This window comes from Deltaproteobacteria bacterium, from assembly GCA_040223695.1.
Classification (GTDB): Bacteria; Desulfobacterota_D; UBA1144; order Nemesobacterales; family UBA2774; genus JAVKFU01.
The window spans coordinates 205,464-230,276 of the sequence record JAVKFU010000009.1 but is presented as its reverse complement, the minus strand read 5'-3'; the positions used below and the strand labels follow the sequence as shown (position 1 = coordinate 230,276).

23 protein-coding genes are annotated in these 24,813 nt (G+C 48.1%); 11 read left to right on the top strand and 12 right to left on the bottom strand.

The features are described from left to right. The 5 genes from RIG61_02680 to RIG61_02660 all read left to right on the top strand — a co-directional run. On the top strand, nucleotides 1-330 hold a 330-nt coding region (locus RIG61_02680), incomplete at its 5' end, for a hypothetical protein (protein MEQ9618061.1). 159 nt (nucleotides 331-489) lie between these two features. Continuing rightward, complete coding sequence (locus RIG61_02675; GenBank protein ID MEQ9618060.1) at nucleotides 490-1,380, top strand: hypothetical protein; 891 nt, start codon at nucleotides 490-492, stop codon at nucleotides 1,378-1,380. Nucleotides 1,381-1,534: 154 nt separating this feature from the next. Beyond that, a complete protein-coding gene (locus tag RIG61_02670) occupies nucleotides 1,535-2,686 on the top strand; it encodes a glycosyltransferase family 2 protein (protein MEQ9618059.1) in 1,152 nt (383 codons plus the stop codon). Then, a complete protein-coding gene (locus RIG61_02665) occupies nucleotides 2,671-3,789 on the top strand; it encodes a glycosyltransferase family 4 protein (GenBank protein MEQ9618058.1) in 1,119 nt (372 codons plus the stop codon). Before RIG61_02670 ends, RIG61_02665 begins: the two co-directional genes overlap by 16 nt. Before the next feature lie 88 nt (nucleotides 3,790-3,877). Then, nucleotides 3,878-4,612: a CmcI family methyltransferase gene (locus RIG61_02660; GenBank protein ID MEQ9618057.1), complete on the top strand. Its 735-nt coding sequence runs from the start codon at nucleotides 3,878-3,880 to the stop codon at nucleotides 4,610-4,612. A gap of 62 nt (nucleotides 4,613-4,674) precedes the next feature. Here the strand turns inward: RIG61_02660 and RIG61_02655 are convergent, their stop codons facing one another. The 3 genes from RIG61_02655 to rpoZ all read right to left on the bottom strand — a co-directional run bounded on the left by RIG61_02655 (nucleotide 4,675) and on the right by rpoZ (nucleotide 8,586). Then, a complete protein-coding gene (locus tag RIG61_02655) occupies nucleotides 4,675-5,988 on the bottom strand; it encodes an FAD-dependent oxidoreductase (GenBank protein MEQ9618056.1) in 1,314 nt (437 codons plus the stop codon). A 138-nt stretch (nucleotides 5,989-6,126) separates the two neighbouring features. After that, nucleotides 6,127-8,088, bottom strand: a complete 1,962-nt coding sequence (locus RIG61_02650; protein MEQ9618055.1) for a hydantoinase/oxoprolinase family protein — start codon at nucleotides 8,086-8,088, stop codon at nucleotides 6,127-6,129. Nucleotides 8,089-8,376: 288 nt separating this feature from the next. Beyond that, on the bottom strand, nucleotides 8,377-8,586 hold the full coding sequence (gene rpoZ / locus RIG61_02645) for a DNA-directed RNA polymerase subunit omega (protein ID MEQ9618054.1): 210 nt from the start codon (nucleotides 8,584-8,586) through the stop codon (nucleotides 8,377-8,379). Nucleotides 8,587-8,722: 136 nt separating this feature from the next. On the opposite strand from rpoZ, the gene hisIE reads away from it, so the two are divergent. Next, nucleotides 8,723-9,394, top strand: coding sequence for a bifunctional phosphoribosyl-AMP cyclohydrolase/phosphoribosyl-ATP diphosphatase HisIE (gene hisIE, locus RIG61_02640; GenBank protein ID MEQ9618053.1), 672 nt, complete (start codon nucleotides 8,723-8,725; stop codon nucleotides 9,392-9,394). Between the two features lie 103 nt (nucleotides 9,395-9,497). On the opposite strand, the gene RIG61_02635 is transcribed toward hisIE, so the two are convergent. Further along, entirely contained in the window at nucleotides 9,498-9,983 is a 486-nt protein-coding gene (locus tag RIG61_02635) for a hypothetical protein (GenBank protein MEQ9618052.1), read from the bottom strand. A gap of 22 nt (nucleotides 9,984-10,005) precedes the next feature. Next, on the bottom strand, nucleotides 10,006-10,509 hold the full coding sequence (locus RIG61_02630) for a hypothetical protein (GenBank protein MEQ9618051.1): 504 nt from the start codon (nucleotides 10,507-10,509) through the stop codon (nucleotides 10,006-10,008). Nucleotides 10,510-10,661: 152 nt separating this feature from the next. On the opposite strand from RIG61_02630, the gene RIG61_02625 reads away from it, so the two are divergent. After that, the gene (locus RIG61_02625) at nucleotides 10,662-11,453 is read left to right on the top strand and encodes an enoyl-CoA hydratase-related protein (protein MEQ9618050.1); all 792 of its coding nucleotides are present in this window, start codon (nucleotides 10,662-10,664) and stop codon (nucleotides 11,451-11,453) included. Nucleotides 11,454-11,564: 111 nt separating this feature from the next. Here RIG61_02625 and era read toward each other — a convergent pair whose 3' ends face one another. Both era and RIG61_02615 read right to left on the bottom strand, forming a co-directional pair. Beyond that, nucleotides 11,565-12,461, bottom strand: a complete 897-nt coding sequence (era, locus tag RIG61_02620; GenBank protein MEQ9618049.1) for a GTPase Era — start codon at nucleotides 12,459-12,461, stop codon at nucleotides 11,565-11,567. A gap of 46 nt (nucleotides 12,462-12,507) precedes the next feature. Further along, nucleotides 12,508-13,995, bottom strand: coding sequence for a glycosyltransferase family 39 protein (locus RIG61_02615; protein MEQ9618048.1), 1,488 nt, complete (start codon nucleotides 13,993-13,995; stop codon nucleotides 12,508-12,510). A gap of 174 nt (nucleotides 13,996-14,169) precedes the next feature. On the opposite strand from RIG61_02615, the gene aspS reads away from it, so the two are divergent. After that, on the top strand, nucleotides 14,170-15,972 hold the full coding sequence (gene aspS / locus RIG61_02610) for an aspartate--tRNA ligase (protein ID MEQ9618047.1): 1,803 nt from the start codon (nucleotides 14,170-14,172) through the stop codon (nucleotides 15,970-15,972). 65 nt (nucleotides 15,973-16,037) lie between these two features. On the opposite strand, the gene RIG61_02605 is transcribed toward aspS, so the two are convergent. The 5 genes from RIG61_02605 to RIG61_02585 all read right to left on the bottom strand — a co-directional run bounded on the left by RIG61_02605 (nucleotide 16,038) and on the right by RIG61_02585 (nucleotide 20,431). Further along, nucleotides 16,038-16,262: a hypothetical protein gene (locus RIG61_02605; GenBank protein ID MEQ9618046.1), complete on the bottom strand. Its 225-nt coding sequence runs from the start codon at nucleotides 16,260-16,262 to the stop codon at nucleotides 16,038-16,040. A gap of 124 nt (nucleotides 16,263-16,386) precedes the next feature. Beyond that, the gene (locus tag RIG61_02600) at nucleotides 16,387-17,322 is read right to left on the bottom strand and encodes a DUF4340 domain-containing protein (protein ID MEQ9618045.1); all 936 of its coding nucleotides are present in this window, start codon (nucleotides 17,320-17,322) and stop codon (nucleotides 16,387-16,389) included. A gap of 71 nt (nucleotides 17,323-17,393) precedes the next feature. Beyond that, nucleotides 17,394-18,755, bottom strand: a complete 1,362-nt coding sequence (locus RIG61_02595) for a GldG family protein (GenBank protein MEQ9618044.1) — start codon at nucleotides 18,753-18,755, stop codon at nucleotides 17,394-17,396. Next, complete coding sequence (locus RIG61_02590) at nucleotides 18,752-19,498, bottom strand: ABC transporter permease subunit (GenBank protein ID MEQ9618043.1); 747 nt, start codon at nucleotides 19,496-19,498, stop codon at nucleotides 18,752-18,754. The genes RIG61_02595 and RIG61_02590 overlap by 4 nt, the downstream gene beginning before the upstream one ends. A 6-nt stretch (nucleotides 19,499-19,504) precedes the next feature. Next, a complete protein-coding gene (locus tag RIG61_02585; GenBank protein MEQ9618042.1) occupies nucleotides 19,505-20,431 on the bottom strand; it encodes an ATP-binding cassette domain-containing protein in 927 nt (308 codons plus the stop codon). Between the two features lie 411 nt (nucleotides 20,432-20,842). On the opposite strand from RIG61_02585, the gene RIG61_02580 reads away from it, so the two are divergent. The 3 genes from RIG61_02580 to RIG61_02570 are packed head-to-tail and all read left to right on the top strand — an operon-like array spanning nucleotide 20,843 to nucleotide 24,800. Beyond that, nucleotides 20,843-22,123 (top strand): Coenzyme F420 hydrogenase/dehydrogenase, beta subunit C-terminal domain, encoded by a 1,281-nt coding sequence (locus RIG61_02580; protein ID MEQ9618041.1) that lies wholly within the window; start codon nucleotides 20,843-20,845, stop codon nucleotides 22,121-22,123. Then, a complete protein-coding gene (locus tag RIG61_02575; protein MEQ9618040.1) occupies nucleotides 22,120-23,925 on the top strand; it encodes a 2-oxoacid:acceptor oxidoreductase subunit alpha in 1,806 nt (601 codons plus the stop codon). The genes RIG61_02580 and RIG61_02575 overlap by 4 nt, the downstream gene beginning before the upstream one ends. Next, a complete protein-coding gene (locus RIG61_02570) occupies nucleotides 23,922-24,800 on the top strand; it encodes a thiamine pyrophosphate-dependent enzyme (GenBank protein ID MEQ9618039.1) in 879 nt (292 codons plus the stop codon). Before RIG61_02575 ends, RIG61_02570 begins: the two co-directional genes overlap by 4 nt. Nucleotides 24,801-24,813: the final 13 nt, after the last annotated feature.

Sequence of the window (24,813 nt, the reverse complement as noted above, 5' to 3'; positions counted from 1 at the left end):
GAAGAGCAGCCGGCAGTTTTTCAGAAATTCCTGAAAGCGCCACCGGATGAAGCTCTAGCAATCAGAAGATTCTTTTTCAATCTCTCACAACGACTTACGTTGAAGGTTGAGTATCAAAAACAGCTCAATCAAGAGCAGAAGAGCTTCAAACAGGAAATAGACAAGTTGAAGGCCGCTATGCAGGCTCAGGAGCATGCATTGACAGAAGAACTAATAGCCTCGACAGAAGAACTACAAGGTATGAGAAACACAATGAGCTGGAAGATTACCGCGCCCCTCAGATGGGGTTACGGTAAATATTTAAAGCTGGTGAAGTCATCGACAAAATAAGCCACAGACAAGAAAACCGTTCCGTTCGTACCCATGACGCCTCCCGGACAGGGGCTCCGATATTTATTGAACTTCCTCAAATGGTTCAAAAGAAACCCTGATTTAAAATTCATCTTGCTTGATAAGATCTTCTGTCTTAGAAATAATGAAATGTCATAGATGAAAAAATTTGACATACCGTACTACAGAGGCTCATACTTAAAGATATTAATGAAGAAGATGAAGGTACTTATTTACGGCATCCCAAAAACTGGAACAACCATTCTTACTTATAAGATTTCAAGCGCACTCGGAGAATCCACCCAAGTCATATTTGAACCAAAAGTACGAGATAAAAGTATTGAGAAACCCGGCAATATTGTAACAAAATGCCTTTTCGGCTTCGACCCCTCCGAGTGGTATACCACCCCTGAAACAATCGAAGATTATTATAACTACGAAAAAAAAATATGGATAACAAGAGACCCGAGAGACGTTATTATAAGTAGTTTCCTCTACCAGTGGTTCAAGGGACACGATCCACAAAAAGAAAGTTTCAAAAATGCTTTAGAAGCAGTCAAGATGAAAGAAGAGAATCCGAATTCCATTCCATTTTCTGTACTTGACCGGATTAAAATAAATGGGATGACCTTGAATACAGACGAGTTGAAAAATTATCATACAAAGATGAATAGTGATATGTTTAATTTGATTAATAAAATAACCAGATATCGATTCATCTCTAAAATCCTTAAAAGAGATTGGTTCATCTTTAAATATGAAGACCTTATAGATAACAAAATCGAGAAATTGAATGAATATCTCGGTTTTTCAATTGATGACGAGGCCGATATTCCGAAAAAATTTGGAAGAGTAAAAAGATCCAAAGCATACGGAAACTGGAGAGATTGGTTTACTCCAGAAGATGTAGAGTTCTATAAACCTCTATATCATGAATACATGCAATTGGTAAATTACGATACGAACGATTGGAGACTGAACGACAACCCTGTCCTTTCCCCCGAACTCGGCTCTAAGTATATGGAGAAGCTATTCTACGGGGAAAATTGACGGGAAGCTCCCAAATCTGACAAAACAGCCGAATCAACCCGTACATAACCTCGATCGATGAAAAGTAAACCCGCTTGACACCGAATCTTTGTTAGCTGTATGCTGAATATCTGAAAGATACTAACAGTAGTGCTATCTTCTTTACCGCTCAACCATGCCACAACACCCGAAAGCAGGAATAATAATAGTCACCTGGGAGAAGAGGGAAGATGTTCTCAACCTGCTCAATACATTAAAGAATCTGGATTATGACAATTACGATATCGTTGTCGTGGACAATGCTTCAACCGACGGCACGGCAGAAGCCGTCAAAGAAGCATTTCCCGGCGTTCACATTATCGTCAACCCGGAAAATCTCGGAGGGACGGGCGGATTTAATACCGGGATAAAGTACGCGCTCGGGAAAGGCGTATACAAGTACTTGTGGCTCCTGGATAACGACGTCGAAGTGGACAGCAGGGCGCTCAGTGAACTCGTTCGCGTGCTCGAGTCTTCGGAAGAAATCGCCGTAGCCGGATCGGCCATGTACGATCTGACCGACAAAGACAAATTCCTTGAAGCGGGGTACTTCATAGACCTCACGAAAGGCAGATTCCATGATGACAAAAAATCCATACCGGATAACGCCCGGGGAAAGGAATTTTTTATCGTAGACTCGATATCGAGCTGCTCGTTGTGCGTATCGGCCGAGGCTATCCTTGATGTGGGAATATGGGACGAGAACTATTTTATTTATTGTGACGATGTTGACTGGAATATCAGGTTCGGAGAGAAGGGGTACAAAGTGGCGTCGGTACCGGGCTCGAGGATATGGCATGTCCCGTGGCTCTTCAAAATTGGATTCAACACGGCGTACTACGCCAACAGAAACATGCTGTATTTAATGAATAAACACGTTCCGTTCCCGAAAAGGGCATTGGGCCTTCTATACAAGGAGCTATCTATATTGCTGTTATCTCTCAAACTACTGGTATCCGGGGATTACTTTCATTCCATTCTCACACTTAAATCCGTAATCGACTTCTTCGACAAGAGATTCGGGAAGTTTGAAGACCTTGAATACATCGAGAATTTAAAAAAGAACGCGGGCGAAAGGCCTTACATGTTATGGACAGAAACCCTGGCGCGACTGGCGGTCAAGAATGTAACTTATGTCATTTCCGCTTTTTTATCCCTGATTAAAGGTACGGCAATAGAGGGACTCAGGATATTATTCAAGAGATTGCCCCCCGATACCCGTCTGAAACTTATTGATAAAATCAACAACCATTACCTGTCAAAAAGAGCCAAATGCCGAAGAAGCTGAGCATAGCCTATACAACGTGTTTCCTTGATGTAAGCGGGGTCACAAAAATTAATTTCGACATCCTGCATCGGTTAAAAGAAAAAGGGAACGAAGTTCATATAATCGCCACCGAAGCAAGTGGGACGTGGGACTACATTTTTGAGATCAATATAAACAAGCCGTTTTACCTGCACACCATAAACAAGAAAGACCGTATGGAGCGTTTTATAGACTATCTCAAGGAAAACAAAGTGGACATAATATTTAATACGCATTCTCTCTGGGTCTATGAAAATCTTCCCTGCATTAAACAAAGTCTGCCCGATTTAAAGGTCGTAGATTCGCTGCATGTCCTTGAACCCTACTGCTTCAGAGGGGGCTACCCCGACATCAGCGCAAATAAGTACGTCCATCCCTTTATAGACCGCAGCATCCTGATATCTGAGAACTTGCGGGAATATCTGCCGGCCAATTATCGAGTGGACGCGGACAAGCTTTCCGTCATCAGAAACGGCATAGACACGAAAAGGTATATGAAAAGCCGGAGTAACAATAACGGCTTCAGAGAAGAAATCGGGCTGGATAAAGGCCGCAAGCTGATAGGATTTATCGGCAGGCTTTCCGAGCAAAAGAGACCGGTCATGTTTTTAGAAATTGCAAGACAGATTTCCCTACAATACGATTCATGCGCTTTTTATATGATAGGGTCGGGACACCTGGGAAACCGGGTAAAGAAATTCATTAAAAAGCACGACCTCTCCCGCAAAGTATTTAATTTCACTCACAGACACGATATTGAAAACGTTCTGGCCTCAACGGATCTGCTGCTTGTCCCTTCTCTCTACGAAGGCGCACCGCTTACAATTTTAGAAGCGGTATCGGCGGGCGTCCGGGTAATTGCATCGGACGTCGGAGCAATAAAGGAATACGTTGAGAACTACTGCACACTCATACCCGTAACTTCGGAAAAAGAAGAAATAAACGCTTTTGTAAAAAACTCTATCAAGCTGCTTGAGCATGAACATAACACCGATCCCGCTGTAAGATTTGTGAAACAAAATTATGATATTAGCAAAACGAGCGAGGAATATGAAGCGGTATTCTACAATACGGTCGATAATTGAAATAACCCGATTAACGAATTTTTGTTGAGTAGCCATACTGCGAGCAAATACAAAAGAGGAATCAGTTATATTAACCAAGATTAACAGAGTGCTAGATGAGCTGTCGAATTCGGCTTTTGCACACCCGATATCAATTTATCCCGAGGTAGGAGAAGTACTATACGCTCTGGCCAGAAACGTAAAACCCAAGGTTGCTGTGGAGATAGGTTCATTTATCGGATACTCGGCCATTTGTATTGCCCAAGCAATCGAAGACAATAAACAAACCCAAGGCAATATGTACGCCATAGACAACTTTCTTCCCCACATCAACAACCCCAATCTGCCAATTGATATTGAAAACCCACTGGAGTTGGCGAAGACAAATGTTGAAAAAGCGGGGCTTATGCATAGAGTCAATTTCATCAAAGGATTTTCAACTGACGTGGCCCCCAAATTGTTATCTCAAATCAAGAATATCGATCTCCTGTTTATAGACGGAGATCACACCTATAAAGGAACTCTGAACGACTATAACATTTATAATGGCAAGGTAAGAAAAGGAGGGCTGATAATTTTTCATGATATCTTTCCGAACAAATGCGGATGGTGGGGACCGAGGATTATCCTCGATACTTTGAAGAGTGTGTTATTTAGAAGTAATTACGAAATATTGGAAATCGAAACTCCCGAAGGCTACGGTCTAGCTGTTTGCAAGAAGCTAAAGGAAGGCAACATCGAGATCAAGAACAATTTTATCCTGGAAAAATATAGAAAAGCTTTAGTTTATTTAAAGGAAGGGGGAAGTCTGAAAAGCGCAATGAAGTACATTTCAAGAAGATAAATGCAGCGTTGAATTATTATAGACACGCCAATTTTCGACAAAAGATATTTTATAGAACCCTTTTAAGAAGGCCCCAGCGCACCGCCGATGAAGAAGCCGTCTTTAAGGGACTCGGCGATCCCCTGAAAGACCCAGCGCCCGTAGCGGCCTATCTGATATACGCCGTGATTCTGAAGCTCGCCTATCGCCTGCTCCTTCCACCCGGAGCCGGGCATCGACCATGTGTAGGCCACATCAATCCACGTGGGGTCGACGGTTTCGGCTTTCGAGATGAACCCCCATGATTTAAGCTCTTTTACGACGGAGCCGGAGTATTTCTTTATTTCCTTTTCATTGGGCTTTTTGCCGTTTTGATACGCCTTTTCCACATAGATGCTCACCCTGTCCTTATCTTTACGCGAGGACTCAGGCATGAAGGACACGTCCACGTTGCTGTAAAAACCCACCCTGTGAAACCGGGATTCGCTGTCGGGAATATAGAGCCAGTGATCGTCCGGGCATTTTTCGCCCCTGGTCGCGCCGATGTTCAGAACCAGGACCGAGGTATAGTCAGCCGGCTCCTCATCCACCCGGAGGCCCGCCATCCCGATTGCCTTATTAAGCGGCAGAGTGGAGATCAAATTCTGATACTTCGCGCCCGAGCCGTCTGAAAATAAAACCTCCTTCTTCTTAATATTAATGCGTGTAACCCGCTTGCCGTAGCGGAGATCGCATTTATCCGCCATCCTCTGAGCCAGCGTGTTGAGTCCTTCCCTGGGGTAAACGTAGGTCACGTTGTATCCGACCGCCGGAGGCGCCTTGTCGATTGCGCCCTTAAGGGCGATTGAGAGATTGACCGGGGATTTATAAGCGTCCTGAGGGGCAATCCTGGTCCACAACCCGGCCGTATAGAGCTCGTGAAACGGGGCGAAAAACAGCTCCATCAGGGTTTTCCCGAAACTCTTTTCGAGCCAGTCCCCCATTGTCTTCGGCGTGCCGTCAGGGGCGTTTATTATTTCACTAATCGCCTTTGCGGCAACGTCCTTTCCCAGATAGCCGAGATTATTCTGTATGGGGTAAGGAACGTAGAGGCCCTGTTTGCTGAAGAAAACCGAGGACTTCCTCTTGTAGGATTTAGATGGGACCAGAGATTCTATAAAGCTGAGAACAGCCGGGTCGCCTCCGAAAATCCAGTGTCCTCCCCCGATTTCGAACCTGTACGCCTCTCCGTCCTCAGGGGCCCTGAAGAGGGGTTTTTTGCTTCCGGGCGGGAGGTAATACGACGAGCAGATACCGCCCGGGACCTCGGCAGCCTCGAACACGGGGAGACCCGATACCCAACCCGCGGCAAGGCCGGTTACGCCGCCTCCCAGGATTAAATTATCGGATTTTCTCACTTTACTCCGGACTCTCCTTGTTTTTTCAGCTTTTATAGTCACATATTAAAGCCAAAATTCAATAAACACTAGCTGTGCTTCTGCTTCCACGCCGAGGTCATAAAAATATACGCCCCCTGCAACCTCCCCCCACCTGAATCAGCTTCGGGCTATTATATTACCCCACGTGTCGATTTCACAATTATAATCCGGGGTAATAAAGAGCGTGGAAGTACTCTCGAGTACAAGTGAGGGTCCCGAGAATTTATAGCCCGGGTAAAAATCCTCTCTTCTGTAAGTATCGACCTTAATTTCTCTTCCTTCGAAAAGAACTTTCTTCCTAACGGGCCTGATCTCTTTCTTTTTATTTTTAAGCAGAGGCAGCTTGAGCTTCTTCTTTTGTGCTATGGCTCTCAATCGTAAGGTTACGACTTCAACTTCGCTCTCGGGCTTCATATATCCGTACATCTTTTTATGCGTACGGTGAAACGACCTTACAAAATTTTTACCGTAAGGGACCGTAACCTCGTGAGCCTGTCTCTTGTACCGCACATCAACGTACCGCTCGAACTTTACCGCGGAGCCCGGGAAATCTTCTCCGGATCTGGCCTCCAAAACCCTGAAATTCTCCTCAAGCTCATTTATCCGGCTGCCGTTTTCACCTAAAAACAGCGTAAGCCCGTAATCCTTGAAAGAATCCGCCACAAGCATTCCGAGCGCGGAGAGAACCCCCGGGTCCACGGGGAATATTACCGTCTTCATTCCCATATCGCTCGCAAGCTCGCAGGCGTGAAGCCCGCCCGCCCCGCCGAACGAAAGCAAAGCGAACTCTCTCGGGTCATACCCCCTGCCGATCGAAATAACACGGAGCGCCCTCGCCATGTTGGCATTGGCGACCTTTATTACCCCTTCGGCGAGCCCCTTAACGGAATATTTTAGTTTTTTCGCCACCGCTCTGAGCGCTGCTTCCGACTTTCCTGGATAAATCTTCATTCTTCCGCCGAGAAACCATTCCGGGTCTATCCTGCCCAGAAGCACATTGGCATCTGTTACGGCGGGCTCCCTGCCCTTCCCGTAACAGGCGGGTCCGGGGTCCGCCCCCGCGCTCCGCGGACCGACTTTCAGAGCCCCTCCCGTGTCCGCATAAGCGACAGAGCCTCCTCCGGCTCCTATAGTATGGACATCAATCATCGGAACCTTGATCGGTATCCCGTCTATATTCGTCTCGGTTGTGAATTTCGGACTGCCGTCACAGAGCGCGACATCGGTCGATGTCCCGCCCATGTCATAGGTCATGACTTTCTCATAACCGGTCATTTGAGCTACTTTAAATCCTCCCACTACCCCCCCCGCAGGACCGGAAGTGAGAATACGAACGGGCTCCTCGCCGGCCTGTCCGGGCGAGATAATTCCTCCGCTCGACTGCATGATCGTGATTTTATCACTCGAGCCTCCCCGGGCAGAGATACTCTCGGTCAGGGAGCTCATGTACGCCTTCACTTTAGGCAGAAGATAGGCATTGGCCACGATGGTCGAAGTCCTTTCGTACTCCCGGAACTCCGGCAGTATCCGGGAAGAAACGGAAAGCGGCAGTCCGGACTTTTTCAGATAGTCGGCCACACGGTTCTCATTCTCGGAATTCATATAAGAATGAAGAAACGATATTGCCACCCCTTCGGGATTCAGCCTTTTTAACTTCGCAAGCAGTTTTTTAAGGTCACCGAGTTTTATACGCTTGGCTATATTCCCCTCAAAGGTTGTCCGCTCGCTTATACCCAGCCTTAACACCCTTTCAACGAGCGGTCCGGGGGCTTCCCAGAATATATTGTAGAGTTCCCCCCGGTTTTGTCTCCCTATCTCTATTAGATCTTCGAATCCCTCGGTCGTTACGAGGGCTATGCGCGCTCCTTTACGCTCCAGGAGGGCATTGGTTGCGACAGTGGTGCCGTGAACTATTTCCACGTCTTTTAATACCGCTCCCAGGGCCTCGTTTAAACCTTCCATTATTGCTCTGGAAGGGTCGTCGGGAGTGGAGGATATTTTATGGGTGAAAAGCCTAATTCCGTCAAAGAATACAAAATCAGTAAATGTCCCGCCCGTATCGATACCAACCTGAATCATCCGAAGCGTGTTCTCCGCAATATTGTTAAGTTGTTACGTGAAATATATCCTTTCGGGAAGCGATTGAAAACATATACTGCATAAATCAGCCGACAAGCTTACTGACGGGAGAGCGGATATTGAAGGGAGCAGGCTGGATTGAAATTGCCCCGCGTACCGGGAAACGGCCACGGCTCACGATTGACAGCGTAGCTTAATTAGAAAAGCCGGGGGGAATATCGCAAACCAAAACACAGCAGGAGGGTACAGTTTAATAAAATGAATCTCGATTGACCGGGAAAAGGATACTCAGTATTCGTCCTGGCCTACGGGGTATATCACCTTTACTTTTTCTTCGGCGATTTCCCTGAGCGCCGTGACAACTTCTTTATTATCCGTTTCTTCCGAAAGCGGCGCGGCACCCTTAACGAGCAGCCTTGCCCGCTTCATCGCCGCCACTGAAAGCGCGAATCTGTTCACTACCTTCTCCAAACAATCCTCTATGGTTACTCTTGCCATCCGAGCGTCCCCCCTGATCAGAAATTTTACGAATTATAAATATAAGTAATATCGGCGCGGAAGTAAAGCCGGAGGGATAACTCCTCTCGGAATTCATTGATTATTGGGTTAATATAAACAAATCGGAGGAACTCAAATGGATTTAGACGAAATTAAATACGATGACAAAGGGCTCGTTCCGGTTATCGTGCAGGACATAAAAAACGGACAGGTGCTGATGCTCGCTTACGCGAACAGGGAATCTCTTGAGAAAACACTCGATACGGGAAAAACCCATTTCTGGAGCAGGTCGAGACAGGAGCTTTGGATGAAGGGGGAGGAATCGGGCAATGTTCAGGACGTGAAAGACATATTTTTCGACTGTGACCTCGACACCGTTCTGGTGCTGGTCGAACAAACCGGTGTAGCGTGTCACACCGGGCAGAGAACGTGCTTCTATACATCGCAGCAGGGGGCTGACACCAGCGCTCCCTCATTCAGTGGAGAGAGTACGGGAAAGACCCTGGAAGAGGTTTACAACGTTATAGAGGACAGGAGAAAAAACGCGCGCGAGGACTCTTACGTAAGCGGACTATTCGAGAAGGGGCTCGATAAAATATTGAAAAAGGTCGGGGAGGAGGCGGCTGAAGCTATTATCGGGGCCAAGAACGGGGACAGGGGAGAGATCATATACGAGACAGCGGACCTCTGGTTCCATTCCCTGATCGCTCTTTCATATTTTGGAATCACCCCCGGGGACATCTACAACGAACTGGGGAAAAGGTTCGGAAAACCCCGTGAAACATACCGGGGTAGTGGTACAGAATAAAGTTGCAATCTCCCGGATACGGAAATTAAACCCCGATATCGAACCTTGTAAAAACCGTAAGACTTTGAGTTAGCCGTAGCGGGACGAGATCGTCCGGCATCCGTTACCTGTTTTTCTTCGGCCTGTCTTTTTCCTCTATATAGTCGCCGATGAATGTCCTGTTCCTTACCGACGGCGGCAGGTTTGACAGGTCGGGCTTGGGCATATCGGTTGAAAGATCACTCGTGAACGCGAAGCTCGACACAACTTTTTCGACTTTCCTGGTTCTGCAGAACGGGCATTTCAGATCTTTCTCATCCTCTTCATCGTAAATAAGCTCGGAGAAACGGAAATTCTTCTGTAGATTGAACAAGACCAGCAGAGCTCCCTCGTTCAAAAAGAAATCGAGGTCCACACAGTCCCTGTCACGCTTTCCGTGCTCGGCCAGAACTTTTTCATTCTCCAGATCGAGCACGCCGATATGGTTTATATTGTCATATTTTTTCACCAGGCCTGAGACCTTCTTCTTGGTGACTTTATTTTCAATCTCTCTTAAGGAATCCTCAACGTTTTTCCTGCATTGTGTGCACTCGTACTCATAAAGCGGCATTTATTTACCCCCGTAGGCTGAATTATCTGTTGAAATATTGATTTAGATGATCCTGTCCGACCCAGTCGTTCCTCATTTCCTCGTCTTTCTGCTGTTTGTACTCCAGGTGCCATTTAAGCTCGTCTCCGGGGCCGGGCGCTCTCTTGCTCTTGTCCTCGAAAATCGCCTTGAAAGTTGAAAAAACCCTCTGCACTTTATTACCGCCGCACAGGGGACAAGAGATATCCTTTTCATCATCTTTATCGTAAACCAGAGAGCTGAATCTGAAATTCTTAAGCTCGAGGGAAAGCACTCTGTTCTTATCCAGCTTGTAACGAAATCTTCTGGCGCTTCTGCTATCGCTCTTCTCTCCGAGCGAAAACAGCAATTTACCCTTCTCGTCATCGGTTACTTCAATATGAGTAAAACCGGTATTATTCTTCATTATTTTAGAAGCGTTTGTTTTATTCAGCTTCGCAACAAGGGCGTCTATATCCCTGTTATACCTCTCTATACAATGGTCGCATTCATATTCAAATAAAGGCATATTATCACTCTCCTGACTTTATAAAGGATAAATAATAACCAACTTTTTCAAATAGCTCTAGTTAAACGGCCTCACTCAGCTCCGTATTTGACAAAGAGAGCGCCGCGAAGATACTTGTCTGTTAAATTCATTTGATTTATTCTGAGGTTCTAATGCCGGTACCGAAGGAACTTATCGTAGATGAAAACGGGCGCGTCTGCACACTCACCATAAACCGTCCCGAGAAGAGAAACCTGGTCACTCCGGAAATGCTTTTGGGGCTGGATTCGGAATTGAAAAGATTAAAGGAAGAGGGGAGCGTCAGATGCGTAATAATACGGGGGGCTGGAGATAAGGCATTTTCATCGGGATACGACATAAACGCTATCCGCGAAGACGATATGATAAGGAACCACGAAGGGAATAACCCCCTTCCGGTGGCGGTGGAATCAATCGAGAACTTCCCCTACCCGGTTATCGCCATGATAAACGGCCACGCGTTCGGCGCGGGTCTCGAGATTGCAGCGACATGCGACATCAGGATAGCAGCCGATAATTGTCTTTTGGGAATGCCTCCCGCGAAGCTCGGGGTTGTCTATTCCTATTCGGGCGTAAGGCGCTTTCTGAACCTGATAGGGCCCGGATATACCAAAGAGCTTTTTCTCACCGGAAAACCCGTATCCTCCGAGAGGGCGGCGGACATGGGACTGGTCAACTTCGTGGTACATTCGGATAAACTCGAAAAATTCACACGCGATATGGCGGAGGAAATTACCGAGAATGCCCCTCTCTCGCTAAAGGCGCTTAAAGCAATGGCGGGGGTATGGGAAAAAAGCCTCGTTGTGAGCGAGGATGACGATGAGCTTATCAAACAGCTGACGCTTGACGTACAGAACAGCGAGGATTATAAAGAGGGTCAGAGGGCTTTCGCCGAGAAGAGGAAGCCCGTTTTTAAGGGGAAATAGATAGCTAGGCAGGAAAATAAACCAATTAAACGAGCTTCAGATCTATCTTAATTCAACGGCCCGGCAATCCGCATTTAGAACCAATGAACCGGTCGAAGTTCCTGTCCGAATTCAGCTGCCGTACCCGAAATCCCTTATGAGATTTTCCCTCTCGGTCCACTTCTCGCTTACCTTGACCCATATTTCAAGAAACACCCTGGAGCCGAGTATTCTTTCAATATCGGCGCGAGCTTGAGTGCCTATCTCCTTTAACATCTCTCCCTTTTTACCGATAATAATCCCCTTGTGATTTTTTCTCTCCACGTACACGAGCGCCGAAATTCTTACGAGTTTTTTCTCCGGGACGTCTTTGAATTCCTCAATCGCTACGGCGGTCTTGTAGGGAATCTCCTCGTGAGTCAACCTGAATATTTTTTCCCTGATGAGCTCGGCAGCGAGGAATCTCTCCGGCTGGTCGGTGATCATATCCTCCGGGAAGTATTTCGGACCCTCCGGCAGATATTTCACTATCGTTTTGAGGAGGTCGTCAATCCCGTCGGCATTGACCGCGGATATAGGGATTACTTCCAGGAACTTGCCCTCAAATTTGCCGGATTCGTCAATTATCCTCAGTATCTCGCCTTTTTTCACCGTATCGATCTTGTTTATAACCAGGATGGAGGGCTTCGGCAGGCTCTCGATTATAAAGCTATCCCCCCTGCCGAAAGGCTCCTTGACCTCGACCATCGTTAAAATCACGTCCGCCTCCTGTACGGCGGACATCGCGGTATGCACCATCGCCTTACCGAGCTTGCCCCGCGCTTTGTGTATTCCGGGCGTGTCGAGAAATACAAGCTGGGCATCGGGCATATTCTTTATTCCCAAGATCCTGTTCCGTGTAGTATTCGGCTTTTCGGAGACAGCTGCGATTTTCTCACCCACCACGACGTTAATAAGCGTTGACTTGCCGACGTTCGGCCTGCCTATAACCGCTATAAAACCGGAGCGGAATTTATCTTCTTTGTTCATGTTCTCAGGTCGCAAAATTCAAAGCATTAATATAAATTCTAAATTATCACTTTCTTTTTTCCTTCAGCCGAAATAAGTCCAGTCTGTTGTAGTACTTCTCCGACACGAAATCATACCGCCCCCTTAGTCCGGATTTGAGCAGCCTCCTGTTTACAGGATGGGCATGAACAACAAACCATATGTTTCTATCCCCCAAACGATTAAAAGAGGGAAATTTGTCCTTCATCGGAATTATTTTCAAATCCTTTCTCTTCGAATAATAATAAGCGGGCTGCTTCTCATAGTGCGGATAGACCACGATCACGTCACCGTAGCCGGCGTTTGTTTCAATATCGCTCATGACTTCTCTCCACTGATGCTTATCCACCCCGGAGTAATATTTTTCGATACTCACCATCGAAAGAACCACAATGACCGCAGAGATAAAAACAATAAGCCACTTATTGTCCGTATTGCTGATTCCCTTTGAAGCCAGAAGATAAAAGGCAAGGGATGCACAAATAGTGTAGCGGAATATCAGGACCGGGGAAGAAGCGAGTGAAATTATATAGGGAACCATAACAGGTATCAATAACCACAGTAAAAGTAAATAGATGAGGTTCCCGGACGTTATTCCAAGATTATTGGGATAATCGTTTAGCGGTCGAAAAAACTCCTTCACTTTCCACGCGCGATTGATTTTTCCGAAGCCGATGACCGAAAGGAATGAAAATACGGTGAAAAGAATCAACAGATACAGGGAACCGGAGTATATAGTGAAGAATCCCAGAATCCAGCCCGGCTGAGGCTCTGGCACCCAGAATCCCTTTTGAATAGAGAAGGTAACTTTCGCCCAAAGAAGAAAACCGGGCAGGAATAATAAGCCGAGGACCGCCTGCAGTTTTACCCATCTCCATAAACTAAGCTCCCCGGCTTTCTTATTTTTCAAAAAAAGAGTGAAGCAAAAAACGTTCTGCGCAATAATAATCAGGGAACCGTAGTAATGTGTGTACATCAGGAAAACGCTTGAGACGATGTACGCAACGCTGTATACACGCCGCCTGCCGCTCGTTAGCTTCAGAAGAGAGTATAGGGAAACGAGCGAGAGGAAAACCATCAAGGTGTAACCTCTCGCCTCCTGGGAGTACTTAATATGGAACACAGAGGTAGCCAGGATTAACGCCGCAATAAGTCCTGCTTTTTTGTTGAAGAGGAGCTTGCCGACAGCATAAATGGCGAGTATGGAAACCGAACCGAGAATGGCCGAGGGCAGTCTTGAAATAAATTCGGAATCTCCGAAATAAGGAATCCAATAATGGAGAAGTAAATAGTAGAAAGGCGGGTTACTTTCGTTTACAGCAATATTCCACTTTATCTGCTCTATAATCCCGAGCTTGGAGACCATAATGGAAATTGCTTCGTCAAACCATATGCTCTCGGTGCCCAGGTCATAAATCCTCAGAGTAAGACCCGCGAGAAAAATCAGCAATAGCATGTAATTATTTTTTAACGCACACAGGACCGACTCTTTTTCCACGTAATTTTTCATGCTCATTTCAAGCTATCATTTCTATGAAACGCCTGTTAAACGTCTCCGTTTAGATTTATCATTCTATATCATATGAACTGTTCTTAACAGATAATCCCGGAATCATCTTGTCAAATCGTAAACAAAGGTTAAGATTTTTGGTCTTGCCACGGATAATGAGTTTGAAAAGGAGTATCACGGATGCTTGAGAATTTCGGAGACTGGGAAAGGACGGACTATTGCGGGAACCTCCGCATAGACGATCTTGACCGCGAGGTAGTGCTTATGGGATGGGTGCAGTCGAACCGCGACCACGGCGGGGTCATATTCGTCGATTTAAGAGACCGGGAAGGCCTCGTTCAGGTCGTTTTCAATCCTCAGACAAGCAGGGAAGTTCATGAAAAAGCGGAGATGCTGCGCGACGAATGGGTGCTCGCTGTAAAGGGTACGGTGACGAGCCGTTCTCCTGAAACAAAAAATCCGGGACTCGCGACAGGAGAGGTCGAAGTAATAGCCGGTGAGCTGAGAATCCTTAACAACTCGAAGGTGCTGCCGTTTTTGATAGAAAACGATATCAACGTCGATGAGCTCCTGAGAATGAAACACAGGTATCTCGACCTGAGGCGGCCCCTCATGAAGGAGAATATGGTAACAAGGCACAAGGTGGTCTCCGCAACGAGGAATTATCTCAATTTACAGGGTTTCATAGAGGTGGAAACACCATATCTCACACGCTCAACGCCGGAAGGGGCAAGGGATTTCCTCGTCCCGAGCAGGCTTAACCCAGGTGAATTCTACGCGCTTCCCCAGTCTCCGCAGCTCCTTAAACAGACGCTGATGGTCTCGGGCCTCGACCGTTACTATCAAATAGTCCGCTGTTTCCGAGACGAGGACCTGAGAGCCGACCGCCAGCCCGAATTCACTCAGGTCGATCTCGAGATGTCGTTTGTCAGGGAAAAGGACATAAGGGAAGTAGTCGAGGGAATCCTCACAGCCGTATTCAGGGAAACAAAGGGAGTCGACATCGAGACCCCTTTTAGAAGGATGAGCCACGAGGAAGCGATGCTCAGATACGGGACCGACAAGCCCGATACCAGATTCGGTCTTGAGCTCGAGGATATAACGGAAGTTTTCAGGGACTCGGATTTCCAGGTATTCAGCGGCGCTATAAAGAAGGGCGGGATAATTAAAGCACTCAACCTCAAGGGGAAGGCGGCCGAGCTTTCACGGAAGGAGATAGACGACCTCGGGGAGACGGCGAAATCCCTCGGCGCCAAGGGGCTTGCATGGATCAGGGTCTCCGGAAGCGAATGGCAGTCCCCGATAATTAAATTCTTCAGCGAGAAGGAGAAGGAAGAACTCGGAAAGACGCTCGGACTCGAAGACGGGGATATCGTGTTTTTCGGGGCCGACACACCTCATATCGTAAACATGGTGCTTTCCCACCTGAGACTTCACCTCGGGGAAAAACTCGGGTTGATAGATCACGGCAGATTCGATTTTCTATGGGTAGAGGACTTTCCGCTTCTCGATTACGATCACAACGAGAAGCGCTACGTGGCCATGCACCACCCCTTCACTTCTCCCAAAGAGGAGGACGCCGATCTCCTGGATACGGAGCACGGGAAGGTGAGGTCGAGGGCATACGACGTAGTATTGAACGGCGTCGAGATCGGAGGGGGGAGCATCAGAATCTACCGGAAAGACATACAGGAAAAGATCTTCCGCGCAATCGGTATCGATGCCGAAGAGGCCGGGGAGAAATTCGGGTTCCTCCTAGAAGCGCTTGAATTCGGCGCGCCCCCGCACGGAGGGATCGCGCTCGGACTCGACAGGATAGTCATGATTATTACGGGAGCGCAGTCCATTCGGGACGTAATAGCCTTCCCCAAAACACAGAAGGGAGTCTGCCCTCTTACCGAGGCCCCTTCGACCGTTGACTTAAGTCAGCTGCTCGAACTCGGTATAAAACTGGATATAAAAGATAAAGATAAGGAAAAGTGACGGCTCGATCCTAAAATACTTGCCGGGCTCTCAGCCCCGGAATATGTATCCCGGATAACTTGATCTCAATCATCCTCGGAAGCCTGCGGAATCTTGCATTTATTCATTGTCTCGTCAAGCCAGCTGTCCGCTTCTTCTTTGGTCTTGAAAGTTTCCGACCAGAGAGTGTCGTTCCTGTACGAAAAACCCCACACCCACCCCTCGGTCGGTCTGCCCAGCCTGATTACCAATACCTGTTTCAGGTTAACCCAGCATACGTCGCCTTCTTTTGATTTCATCCGGATAAACATTTGAGCCTCCTCCAGGGTTCGATATCCTAATTGTGATGCAATTCCTGAAAATTTCTATACGTAACGAAATGTAACTAAAAAATCACACCAGCGGGAATCCGCCGCAAACAACGCGCATATCCGATTAGTCTCTTATCTGATCGATGTTTCTGGGCAGCTTTTTAAAATAATCCTTGGAGACCGAGTAAATAGAGTTATCGGACGAAACCTTTATATAATAATCATCCTCGTCCTTCCTTTTTCCGAATGATATGACAGACGCCTGTCCGTCAGTGTATAAACCGATCTCGGCTGTAGGGGCGTCGAGACCGTAGGCATCGAGCCCTTCAGGATTGTCATTTTCAAAACCACCCGCCTCCAGCTCAGAATATGTAGTTATAAGATCATATATCTTTTTTTGATCCACCGCTCCCGGTTCGGGGATGTCCGCGGCTACCCACCTGTCTTTTTCTTTCCTCAGCTCAATCGAAAAATCGCCGACCTTGATTTGAGCGCGGTTTACCTTTCCGTGAGGAAGATCGACGAGTTTCTTCTCCCTGAAATCAAAAGGCTCTTTATCCAAAAACGCCCAGAGGTAATGGTCTTTGACAATCAGTATCCTGCCGTCGCCCAGGTCGTAGAGGTAAGTCCCGGTACCGACCGGGCTTCCGTTCCCTATGATGACCGGATAATCAGAATCCGGCGTTGTTACGGTAAACTCGGCTTCAGAGTTCACGAACCCGTACTCCCCCAGATCTATATTGTCGCCGGACAGGTTTTTTTCAACCTCCATACCGGTGACGTCCTCGATGAGATTCTGCACAACCCCGCTGTCGGCTTTGTATCTGCCGGAGCCGGTCGCAAGCGACCAGCCGTTTTCTTCCCTCTGAAGCAGAATTTCGGATTCGGGGTAAACGATTTGAATGGAATCAATCTCTTCGGGCTTCAACCCGGGAAAAACCTTTTCTGCTTCTATATCGGCGGGTTTTTCAGTTTCAAGAAGGAACAATGATCCGAGCAGTAGAATGAAAACGACAAACGCGATAATTGTGCCTTTAAATCTGCTTAAATAGTTGTTCAACTTTATAGGGGTCGAATCGTTATTTATTCAAGTTTTAACCCGCTTATCGATTATATCGGATTTCAAGCCTGTCACAGCCTTTTTCTCTTCCACCAAATCGCTATCCCGGATAAGAAGATAACAGCCGGTATCATTATAACCGTGAAGAAGAATATTATATTTGTCTGCTTCTTGGTTATCGTTAATTTCCCCTGCCTCAAGGTCCTGGGCCTGATAGAGATGAGATTCTCGTCCCCAGCGATCCAATTTACCGTATTGAGAAAAAGGTCTCTGTTTCCCGAAAAATCGATAAAAATATTCGATACGAAATCCACGCTTCCGAAAACGCCTATCCTCGAGTCACGCTCGCTCTCGATTACCGCGGCGACCCCGAGAGGCCCCGCCTTGTCGTCTTCTTCCTGCTGCGCAACTCCCTCGTCGAAAAGCTCGAAATCGGTCTCGGACCAGCTGTACTCGCCCGTCTCCGCAAGCACCGTAGAGCTCATACCATTCTCATTTATTACATTCACGCTGCGTGAATAGGGGAAAATCGTGGCGAACCTGAAGCCTTCGGTGATATCATGATGCGCGTATTCCGCAACAATAGGGGCTATATCGCCTCCGCCTTCGAGCTTCGAGCTAGGATCGATGATAATGTCATCGCCGATTTCAAACCCGTACCCCTTTAATACAGAAGCGATTTCAGCGCCCGACCTCGGCTCTATCATAAAAATCGCCTTCCCGCCCCGGTCAAGATAATCCTTTATCATGTTAATCTCTTTAAGCGAAAAAGACTTTTTGGGCGCGGCTACGATAAGCACGGAACTGGCTTCGGGCAGACGATCTTCCCTAAGCAGCATGAATTCCCTGACGTTATAACCCTCGTCTTCAAGCGCCGCTCTCAGTACTCCCACCCCTTCAGGCTCGATTTCGTCCTTGACGTCTCTTTCTCCGTGCCCGGAGAGGAAATAAACGGTCTTGCTGACATTCCTATTTAACTTGAAGAGAGCGTTCGTGATCTCCTCTTCCGAATTCTTGAGAATCCCGCCTGAAATGTGATCAGCCATTCTTACTTTAATAGTTTTTTTCCCGCTCACAAGCACAACCGTTCCGTATTCCTTTATGTCGTACTTTTTCGCGATACCCGGTTCTTTATCAGGGTTCACGAAACTGACTTTAATCCTGCCGGATTTTCTGGAGTATTCCTTTATGAGATCCTGAAACTGGCTCCTTTCCATCCCGACGTCCTTGAAGAACGCCAGAACCTCCACATCGTCATTGAGATTTTCGATCACACTCACGGTATTTTCAGAAGCGGTGTAGAGTTTTCCCTCCGTAAGATCGACCCTGATATCGGTCTTCAGAACAATATAGTTGAGAATGATCAGTATTCCGCAAATACTGATTACCGACACAAGCATATTCGTGCCGTAGATTAGCCTGCGCTTCTTCATCTCCACCTCTCCGATTCAAGAGATGTATAGGTTAAAAAGACGCCGAGGAATATAAGCGAGAGATAATATACGATATCGTTTAGCTTGATTATCCCCTTGCCGAAATCCTCGTAGTGATTTATTACGGAAATATAGCCGAGCAGGGAGCTTTCTGCGTCGGACAGGGCCCCGACGAGCCATAAGAGAAGTAAAACCCCGAAGCTGATTACCGCCGCTATCAATTGATTTTCAGTGAGGGAGGAGGCAAAAATTCCGACCGAAAGAAAAGAGGCGCCGAGTAAGAACAGTCCGATATAGCCTGAGATAACAGCACCGAAATCGGGGTTTCCGTGAACCATCAGCACGAAGATGTTAATCGAGGACAGGAGGAGCATTATAAGAAGCAGAATGAGCGCAGCCAGGAACTTTCCCAGAACTATGGTACGGATTGTAATCGGGGACGTAAACAGAAGCTCCGCCGTGTAGTTCTTTTTTTCATCCGCAATCAATCTCATGGTTATGAGGGGAACTATAAGGAGGAGAACGATGCTGATAGTACCGAAGTAGGGCAGAATAACCAGATTGTTCAGATTGAGCTCCCCGAGCTGCATCTGGTAGCTCGGATCCAGTTGAAACTGCAGGAAACCCTGCAGGTAGAGGAAAAAGAACCTCGCCGAAATAACCTGGAAGACCACCAGGATTATGTACGCGAGGGGCGAAGCGAAGTATGATCTCAATTCCCTTTTTAATATAGGATAAATCATCTTTATCTAATTAACCGCGGAAGAAATAACCCTGAGGAAAATCTCCTCCAGCGTGTGAGCGATCGGCCTGAGCTCAAGAAGCCCCCATTCGTTTTTAACAACGAGCCTTGAGACTTCTTCTCTAATGTCAGCCCCGTCTACGGGCTCTATTATATATTCTCCTGCTGGACCCGGCTTTATATCCGACACGTCCTTTAAAGCAATAATTTTTTCACGTACGCCGCTTGAGTCCTGCCTGACCCTGAGGAACAGCTTCTGTTTGTTACCGATATCCTCCGAGAGTTTCTGGAGGGACTCCTCTAAGACAATTTTCCCCTCGTTTATTATTATCACCTTACTGCAAATCATCGTAACCTCGGGCAGTATGTGGGTGCTCAATATAACCGTGCGTTCTCCGGAAAGACTTTTTATCAGATCCCTTATTTCTATTATCTGCTTCGGATCGAGGCCTATCGTAGGCTCGTCGAGAATGAGCACGGAGGGATTGTTAATAAGCGCCTGAGCTATCCCCACCCTCTGTCTGTAACCTTTGGACAGATGCCCTATTATCCGCTTTCTTACCTCGGTCAGACCGCACCTTTCCATCGCGTTAAAAATGTTGCTTCTTTTTTCACCCGAATCAACCTGTTTTATATCGGCTGCAAAATCCAGGTACTCAGCTACGGTCATATCATTGTATAAAGGCGGATTTTCCGGCAGATAGCCTATCATTTTCTTAGCGCGAAGGGGATCGTCCATAATGTCGATTCCCTCGACGTGAACCGTCCCTCTCGTAGGGGGCATATAGCCCGTAATCATACGCATGGTCGTCGTTTTTCCCGCCCCGTTCGGTCCCAGAAAACCCAGGACGTCACCCTTTTCAAGCTGAAAGGAGAGATTCTCCACAGCCACGAGGCTTCCGTACCGCTTAGTGAGATTATGCACATATACCATTTCGGAATACCCAATACCTTAATTAATTAAATATAATCCAAATCCTATCGTTTAACCACGATACCGGGATATCGCCGGTGCCGAGTAGATAGAATAACCGTCCGGTTATTCTAATCCAAACTATTTGCTGCATACGGGAAAAACCGCCCGCTCTTCCACGATAAACGGAAAGGTTGGTTAACATTGACTTAATCTGTTTACTATGCTAATAAACTGATATAATATTAATACTAGAACGAAAAACATAAGAGGACACTTTACATTAATATTTTTCGTGCATGTAAAATAATGCCCGCTTTGAGCAGACTTGCCGGACAGAAAAAAGAACCTGTATTTTCACCAGCAAAATTGAATTATTTGAAGGAGTTACCTTACACCTGAGCTTAATTAATCCGGGAGGAAGTGTAGATTATGAGCAACGAAGAGATCAGTAGGGACGAGCAGTTGATCCGGGCTGTTCAGCGAAAGTATCACGAGATGCTCGAGGAGGGCGTTGATCCCTATGAATGGGCTTATGCGTGGCGGTCCGAGATAAATCGCGGCGGATTTAAGGCCGTGGACTTTCTAATGCGCGAGATAGTTGATACCGGAAAGTGCGTCGGCTGTGCCGCGTGTGTCACTATATGCCCTACCGATGTCTTCGATTACAAGGACGAGCAGCCTGTAGATACGAGAAACGACGCCTGCGTGTTCTGCGAACTGTGCGCGGACGTCTGCCCCGTGCTTCGTCCTCTGGACAAAGACCTGCATACCCTTCTGGGTTTCAAAAAACCGGTCCTGGACGAGGGGTTCGGCCCATACAACTACGCAGTTCTCGCGCGCGCCAGGGACCAGGAGTTTCTCGAGAGGGGTCAGGACGGAGGGGTGACGAGCGCGCTACTCGTGCACGCTCTTAAACAGGGGTCGATCAACGGCGCTGTGCTCGGCGACGTGCTTCCGGAAAACCCCCAGGTAGGAATCCAAAAGCTCGCCACGACAGCCGAAGACATACTCGCGTGCAGCGGCTCCAGGTATACGTACTCTCCCAATACGGTGGCGCTTACGGAAGCTATGCGGAAGGACATACGCCCGATAGCCGTAGTCGGCGTGCCCTGCCAGGTAGACGGAGTGCGCCAGCAGCAGTACAGCAGCATACGCCTTGAAGTAGCCAAATGGTACCAGAAGAATATAGCTCTCGTAATAGGTCTCTTCTGCTCGGAAAGCTTTACCCATGAGCACATCTCGTATATTGCCGAAGAGTTAAACGTGGAGCCCAAGGATATTGTAAACGTGAATGTGAAGGGAAAGGTAATAATAACCCTGCGTGACGGACGCGAGATAATAATGAAATTAAAGGATTTTCACAAATTCGCCCGCCCGGCGTGTCTGTACTGTCTCGATTACGCGGCGGAGCATTCGGACATCGGAGTGGGCGGTATAGGTCTTGACGGATGGACATTTGTAGCCGTTCGCACTGAGGCCGGCCACAAATTTTTCCAGGCCGCGGTTGACGACGGCCTTTTCGAATCAAGACCCCTTGAGGATGAACCGCGGGCGAAGTCACTGCTGATAAAGCTCTCGGATATTAAGCGAAACAAGCCCCTGCCGGCTTTGATGCCCACTCTGCAGGAAAGAATTGAGATGGGAAACACCAACCCGAAAACCTTCTACAAGGATTACAACCCCGTCAACGGAGGGAAAAAAGCTAAATGAGCTCCAACAACAATCAACCCGTACTCGAAGATGTGAGCGTTATAGTAGCCGGTCAGGGCGGAGACGGCTCTCTTACCGTAATAACCATGCTTGCCGAGCTGTTTAGACACAGCGGGCTCAATGTTTACACCGAAAGGGACGTATTATCGCGGATCAGGGGGGGCCACGCCGCCGCGACTATGAGGGCTTTTACGGGGGAGAAATACTGTATAGGCAGCAATATAACCCTGCTGCTCGCACTCGACCAGGAGGCAGTTGAAAAAAACGCCTGGCAGCTGGACTCGAAAAGCATCGTCGTTTACGACGACTCGGGCGGCCCCGTTCCTCCGGATTTACTCCCGGAAGGGATTCGTTTATACGCGGCCCCGTTCAACAGAATCGCCATGCGCACCATGCGCCGTGAACTTTATAAAAACAGCATCGCTTTCGGAGTAGTAGGACGCCTACTCGGGCTGGAGGACGAGTCCATACGCGAAACGTTCACCAAACGCTTTCAGAGAATGGGACAGGTTATTCTGGAATATAACCTTGAGGCGCTCGGCCTGGGACTGCATCTCGCCGATGAGATGGGAATCCATGAGGGCGAAGGACTTTACAGAATTGAGCATGCCACGCCGGAGGAGCGTCTTTTGATTATCGGGAACGAATCGGTTGCATTCGGATTTATGGCCGCTGGGGGCAGATTTTTTACCGGATATCCCATCACTCCTTCCTCCGAAGTACTCGAAACCCTGCAGAAATGGCTCCCGCGCTGCGGCGGGGTGGCGAGGCAGACCGAAGACGAACTGGCGGCGATAAATATGGCCATCGGGGCTTCTCTCACTGGTACCAGGACGATGGTCGCTACTTCCGGGCCGGGTTTTTCCCTGATGCAGGAGGGGATCGGGCACTCAGGCTCAGCCGAAGTACCGATGGTAATTGTGGACTGCCAGCGCTCGGGACCGAGCACGGGCATGCCGACCAAGCCTGAACAAAGCGACCTGAACCTTATGGTTTTCGGAGGGCACGGAGATTTTCCGCGCATCGTCCTCACGCCGGGTCATCCGGAGGACTGCTTTTACCTTGCCGCTCAGGCCACCAACCTCGCCGACAAGTATCAATGCCCTGTTTACATAGCTATGGATCAGGCAATCTCGCAAAATATCGCGACCGTCAAGCCGTTCGACCTGGACGGTTTGGCAGTCGAGACCGGAAAGAGGCTTGAGAAAGAGGACCTGGAGAAATTAGACGCTTACAAACGCTACGAGTTGACGGAGGATAATATCTCTCCCTTTGCCGCACCCGGAACGCCGGGAGGCATGTCTCTTGTGACCGGAAACGAGCACGACGAATGGGGGCTTGTCTCGACCGACCCCGAGAACCGCATCAGGATGATGAACAAGCGCATGGATAAAATCGAGCTTGCCAGGAATGAGCTTCCGAGGGCGCGGCATTTCGGCGATCCGGACGGTGAGATAGGCTTCATCGGCACGGGCATGTTATTCGGTGTAATACTCGAGGCCATAGAAATACTGGACAATGACGGCCTTAAAGCGCAATATTTGCAGCCGAGGACAATATGGCCCGTCCTCGAAGACATTCTCGAGTTTATAGACAAGTGCAGCCGCGTCTATGTGGTCGAGCTAAACGCCCAGGCGCAGCTGGCTCATCTGCTAATACACCAGGGGGCGGACTCAGGGAAGCTGCTGAATATTCTGAGATACGACGGCATTCCTTTCAGACCGGGCGAACTGGTCAAAAGAGTGTTTGAAGAGGAGAGCCGATTCATGGATAATCAAAAGAGGGAGGCGAAAGCTCAATGACAACTCAGCCGCATACAAAGACATTCACCCCTTCAAGACCCATATGGTGCGCGGGATGCGGGGATTTCGCGGTAAAAGGGGTTCTTGAAAAATCTCTGCAAAATATGGGGGTAGCCCCTCACAATCTAATGCTTCTTGCGGGAATCGGGTGCTCGGGAACCATTCAAAACAATATTGAGTGCTACGGCTATCACGCACTTCACGGCAGGGTGCTGCCCGCCGCCATCGGGGCAAAGCTGGCCAACCCGGACCTCACCGTTGTGGCAGCCGGAGGTGACGGGGATGGCTACGCTATAGGGGCCGGACACCTGGTCCATACCTTCAAGAGCAACCCCAGTATTACATACATAGTGATGAATAACAGCAATTACGGATTAACCAAAGGGCAGGCGTCTCCGACGAGCCCGACCGGATACCGTGACAACGCCGAAGAGGGTATGGATGCAATAATGCTAGGGCTGAGCCTGCCCTCGACTACATTTCTCGCCCGGGGCTTCAGCGGCAATCCGGAGCAGCTGGAAAAACTAATGGACGCGGCGCTTGAGCATACCGGCTCCGGAAAGGGATTCGCGTTCCTTGAGGTCCTCTCGCCATGCGTGACATACTACGATACACACCGTGATTGGCGCGCCAGGGTATACAACCTCGACGAGGACGAAGGTTTCGACCCCTCCAACAGGACGCTTGCCTTCGGCAGAGTGCTGGAATTAAGAGAGGAAGGCAGAATTCCAATCGGACGAATTTATAAAGGCGAGCACGCTTCACTCGAATCTCTCATTGTGAACCGGGACGAGCTTCCTCCGGCGCAGCAAAAAATCGGTAAAAACGGCCACGGGAAGCATTACGAAAAATTCATCAAGTCATACCTCGGCTGAAATAGCGCGCTAG

Bases quoted from the DNA above. Each gene is read 5' to 3' on its own strand.
- RIG61_02670 (MEQ9618059.1), top strand. From the start codon at position 1,535: ATGCCACAACACCCGAAAGCAGGAATAATAATAGTCACCTGGGAGAAG.
- aspS (MEQ9618047.1), top strand. From the start codon at position 14,170: ATGCTTGAGAATTTCGGAGACTGGGAAAGGACGGACTATTGCGGGAAC.
- rpoZ (MEQ9618054.1), bottom strand. From the start codon at position 8,586: ATGGCAAGAGTAACCATAGAGGATTGTTTGGAGAAGGTAGTGAACAGA.
- RIG61_02675 (MEQ9618060.1), top strand. From the start codon at position 490: ATGAAAAAATTTGACATACCGTACTACAGAGGCTCATACTTAAAGATA.
- hisIE (MEQ9618053.1), top strand. From the start codon at position 8,723: ATGGATTTAGACGAAATTAAATACGATGACAAAGGGCTCGTTCCGGTT.
- RIG61_02585 (MEQ9618042.1), bottom strand. From the start codon at position 20,431: ATGGTATATGTGCATAATCTCACTAAGCGGTACGGAAGCCTCGTGGCT.
- RIG61_02595 (MEQ9618044.1), bottom strand. From the start codon at position 18,755: ATGAAGAAGCGCAGGCTAATCTACGGCACGAATATGCTTGTGTCGGTA.
- RIG61_02665 (MEQ9618058.1), top strand. From the start codon at position 2,671: ATGCCGAAGAAGCTGAGCATAGCCTATACAACGTGTTTCCTTGATGTA.
- RIG61_02630 (MEQ9618051.1), bottom strand. From the start codon at position 10,509: ATGCCTTTATTTGAATATGAATGCGACCATTGTATAGAGAGGTATAAC.
- RIG61_02575 (MEQ9618040.1), top strand. From the start codon at position 22,120: ATGAGCTCCAACAACAATCAACCCGTACTCGAAGATGTGAGCGTTATA.
- RIG61_02605 (MEQ9618046.1), bottom strand. From the start codon at position 16,262: ATGTTTATCCGGATGAAATCAAAAGAAGGCGACGTATGCTGGGTTAAC.
- RIG61_02625 (MEQ9618050.1), top strand. From the start codon at position 10,662: ATGCCGGTACCGAAGGAACTTATCGTAGATGAAAACGGGCGCGTCTGC.
- era (MEQ9618049.1), bottom strand. From the start codon at position 12,461: ATGAACAAAGAAGATAAATTCCGCTCCGGTTTTATAGCGGTTATAGGC.
- RIG61_02615 (MEQ9618048.1), bottom strand. From the start codon at position 13,995: ATGAGCATGAAAAATTACGTGGAAAAAGAGTCGGTCCTGTGTGCGTTA.
- RIG61_02635 (MEQ9618052.1), bottom strand. From the start codon at position 9,983: ATGCCGCTTTATGAGTACGAGTGCACACAATGCAGGAAAAACGTTGAG.
- RIG61_02580 (MEQ9618041.1), top strand. From the start codon at position 20,843: ATGAGCAACGAAGAGATCAGTAGGGACGAGCAGTTGATCCGGGCTGTT.
- RIG61_02650 (MEQ9618055.1), bottom strand. From the start codon at position 8,088: ATGATTCAGGTTGGTATCGATACGGGCGGGACATTTACTGATTTTGTA.
- RIG61_02570 (MEQ9618039.1), top strand. From the start codon at position 23,922: ATGACAACTCAGCCGCATACAAAGACATTCACCCCTTCAAGACCCATA.
- RIG61_02590 (MEQ9618043.1), bottom strand. From the start codon at position 19,498: ATGATTTATCCTATATTAAAAAGGGAATTGAGATCATACTTCGCTTCG.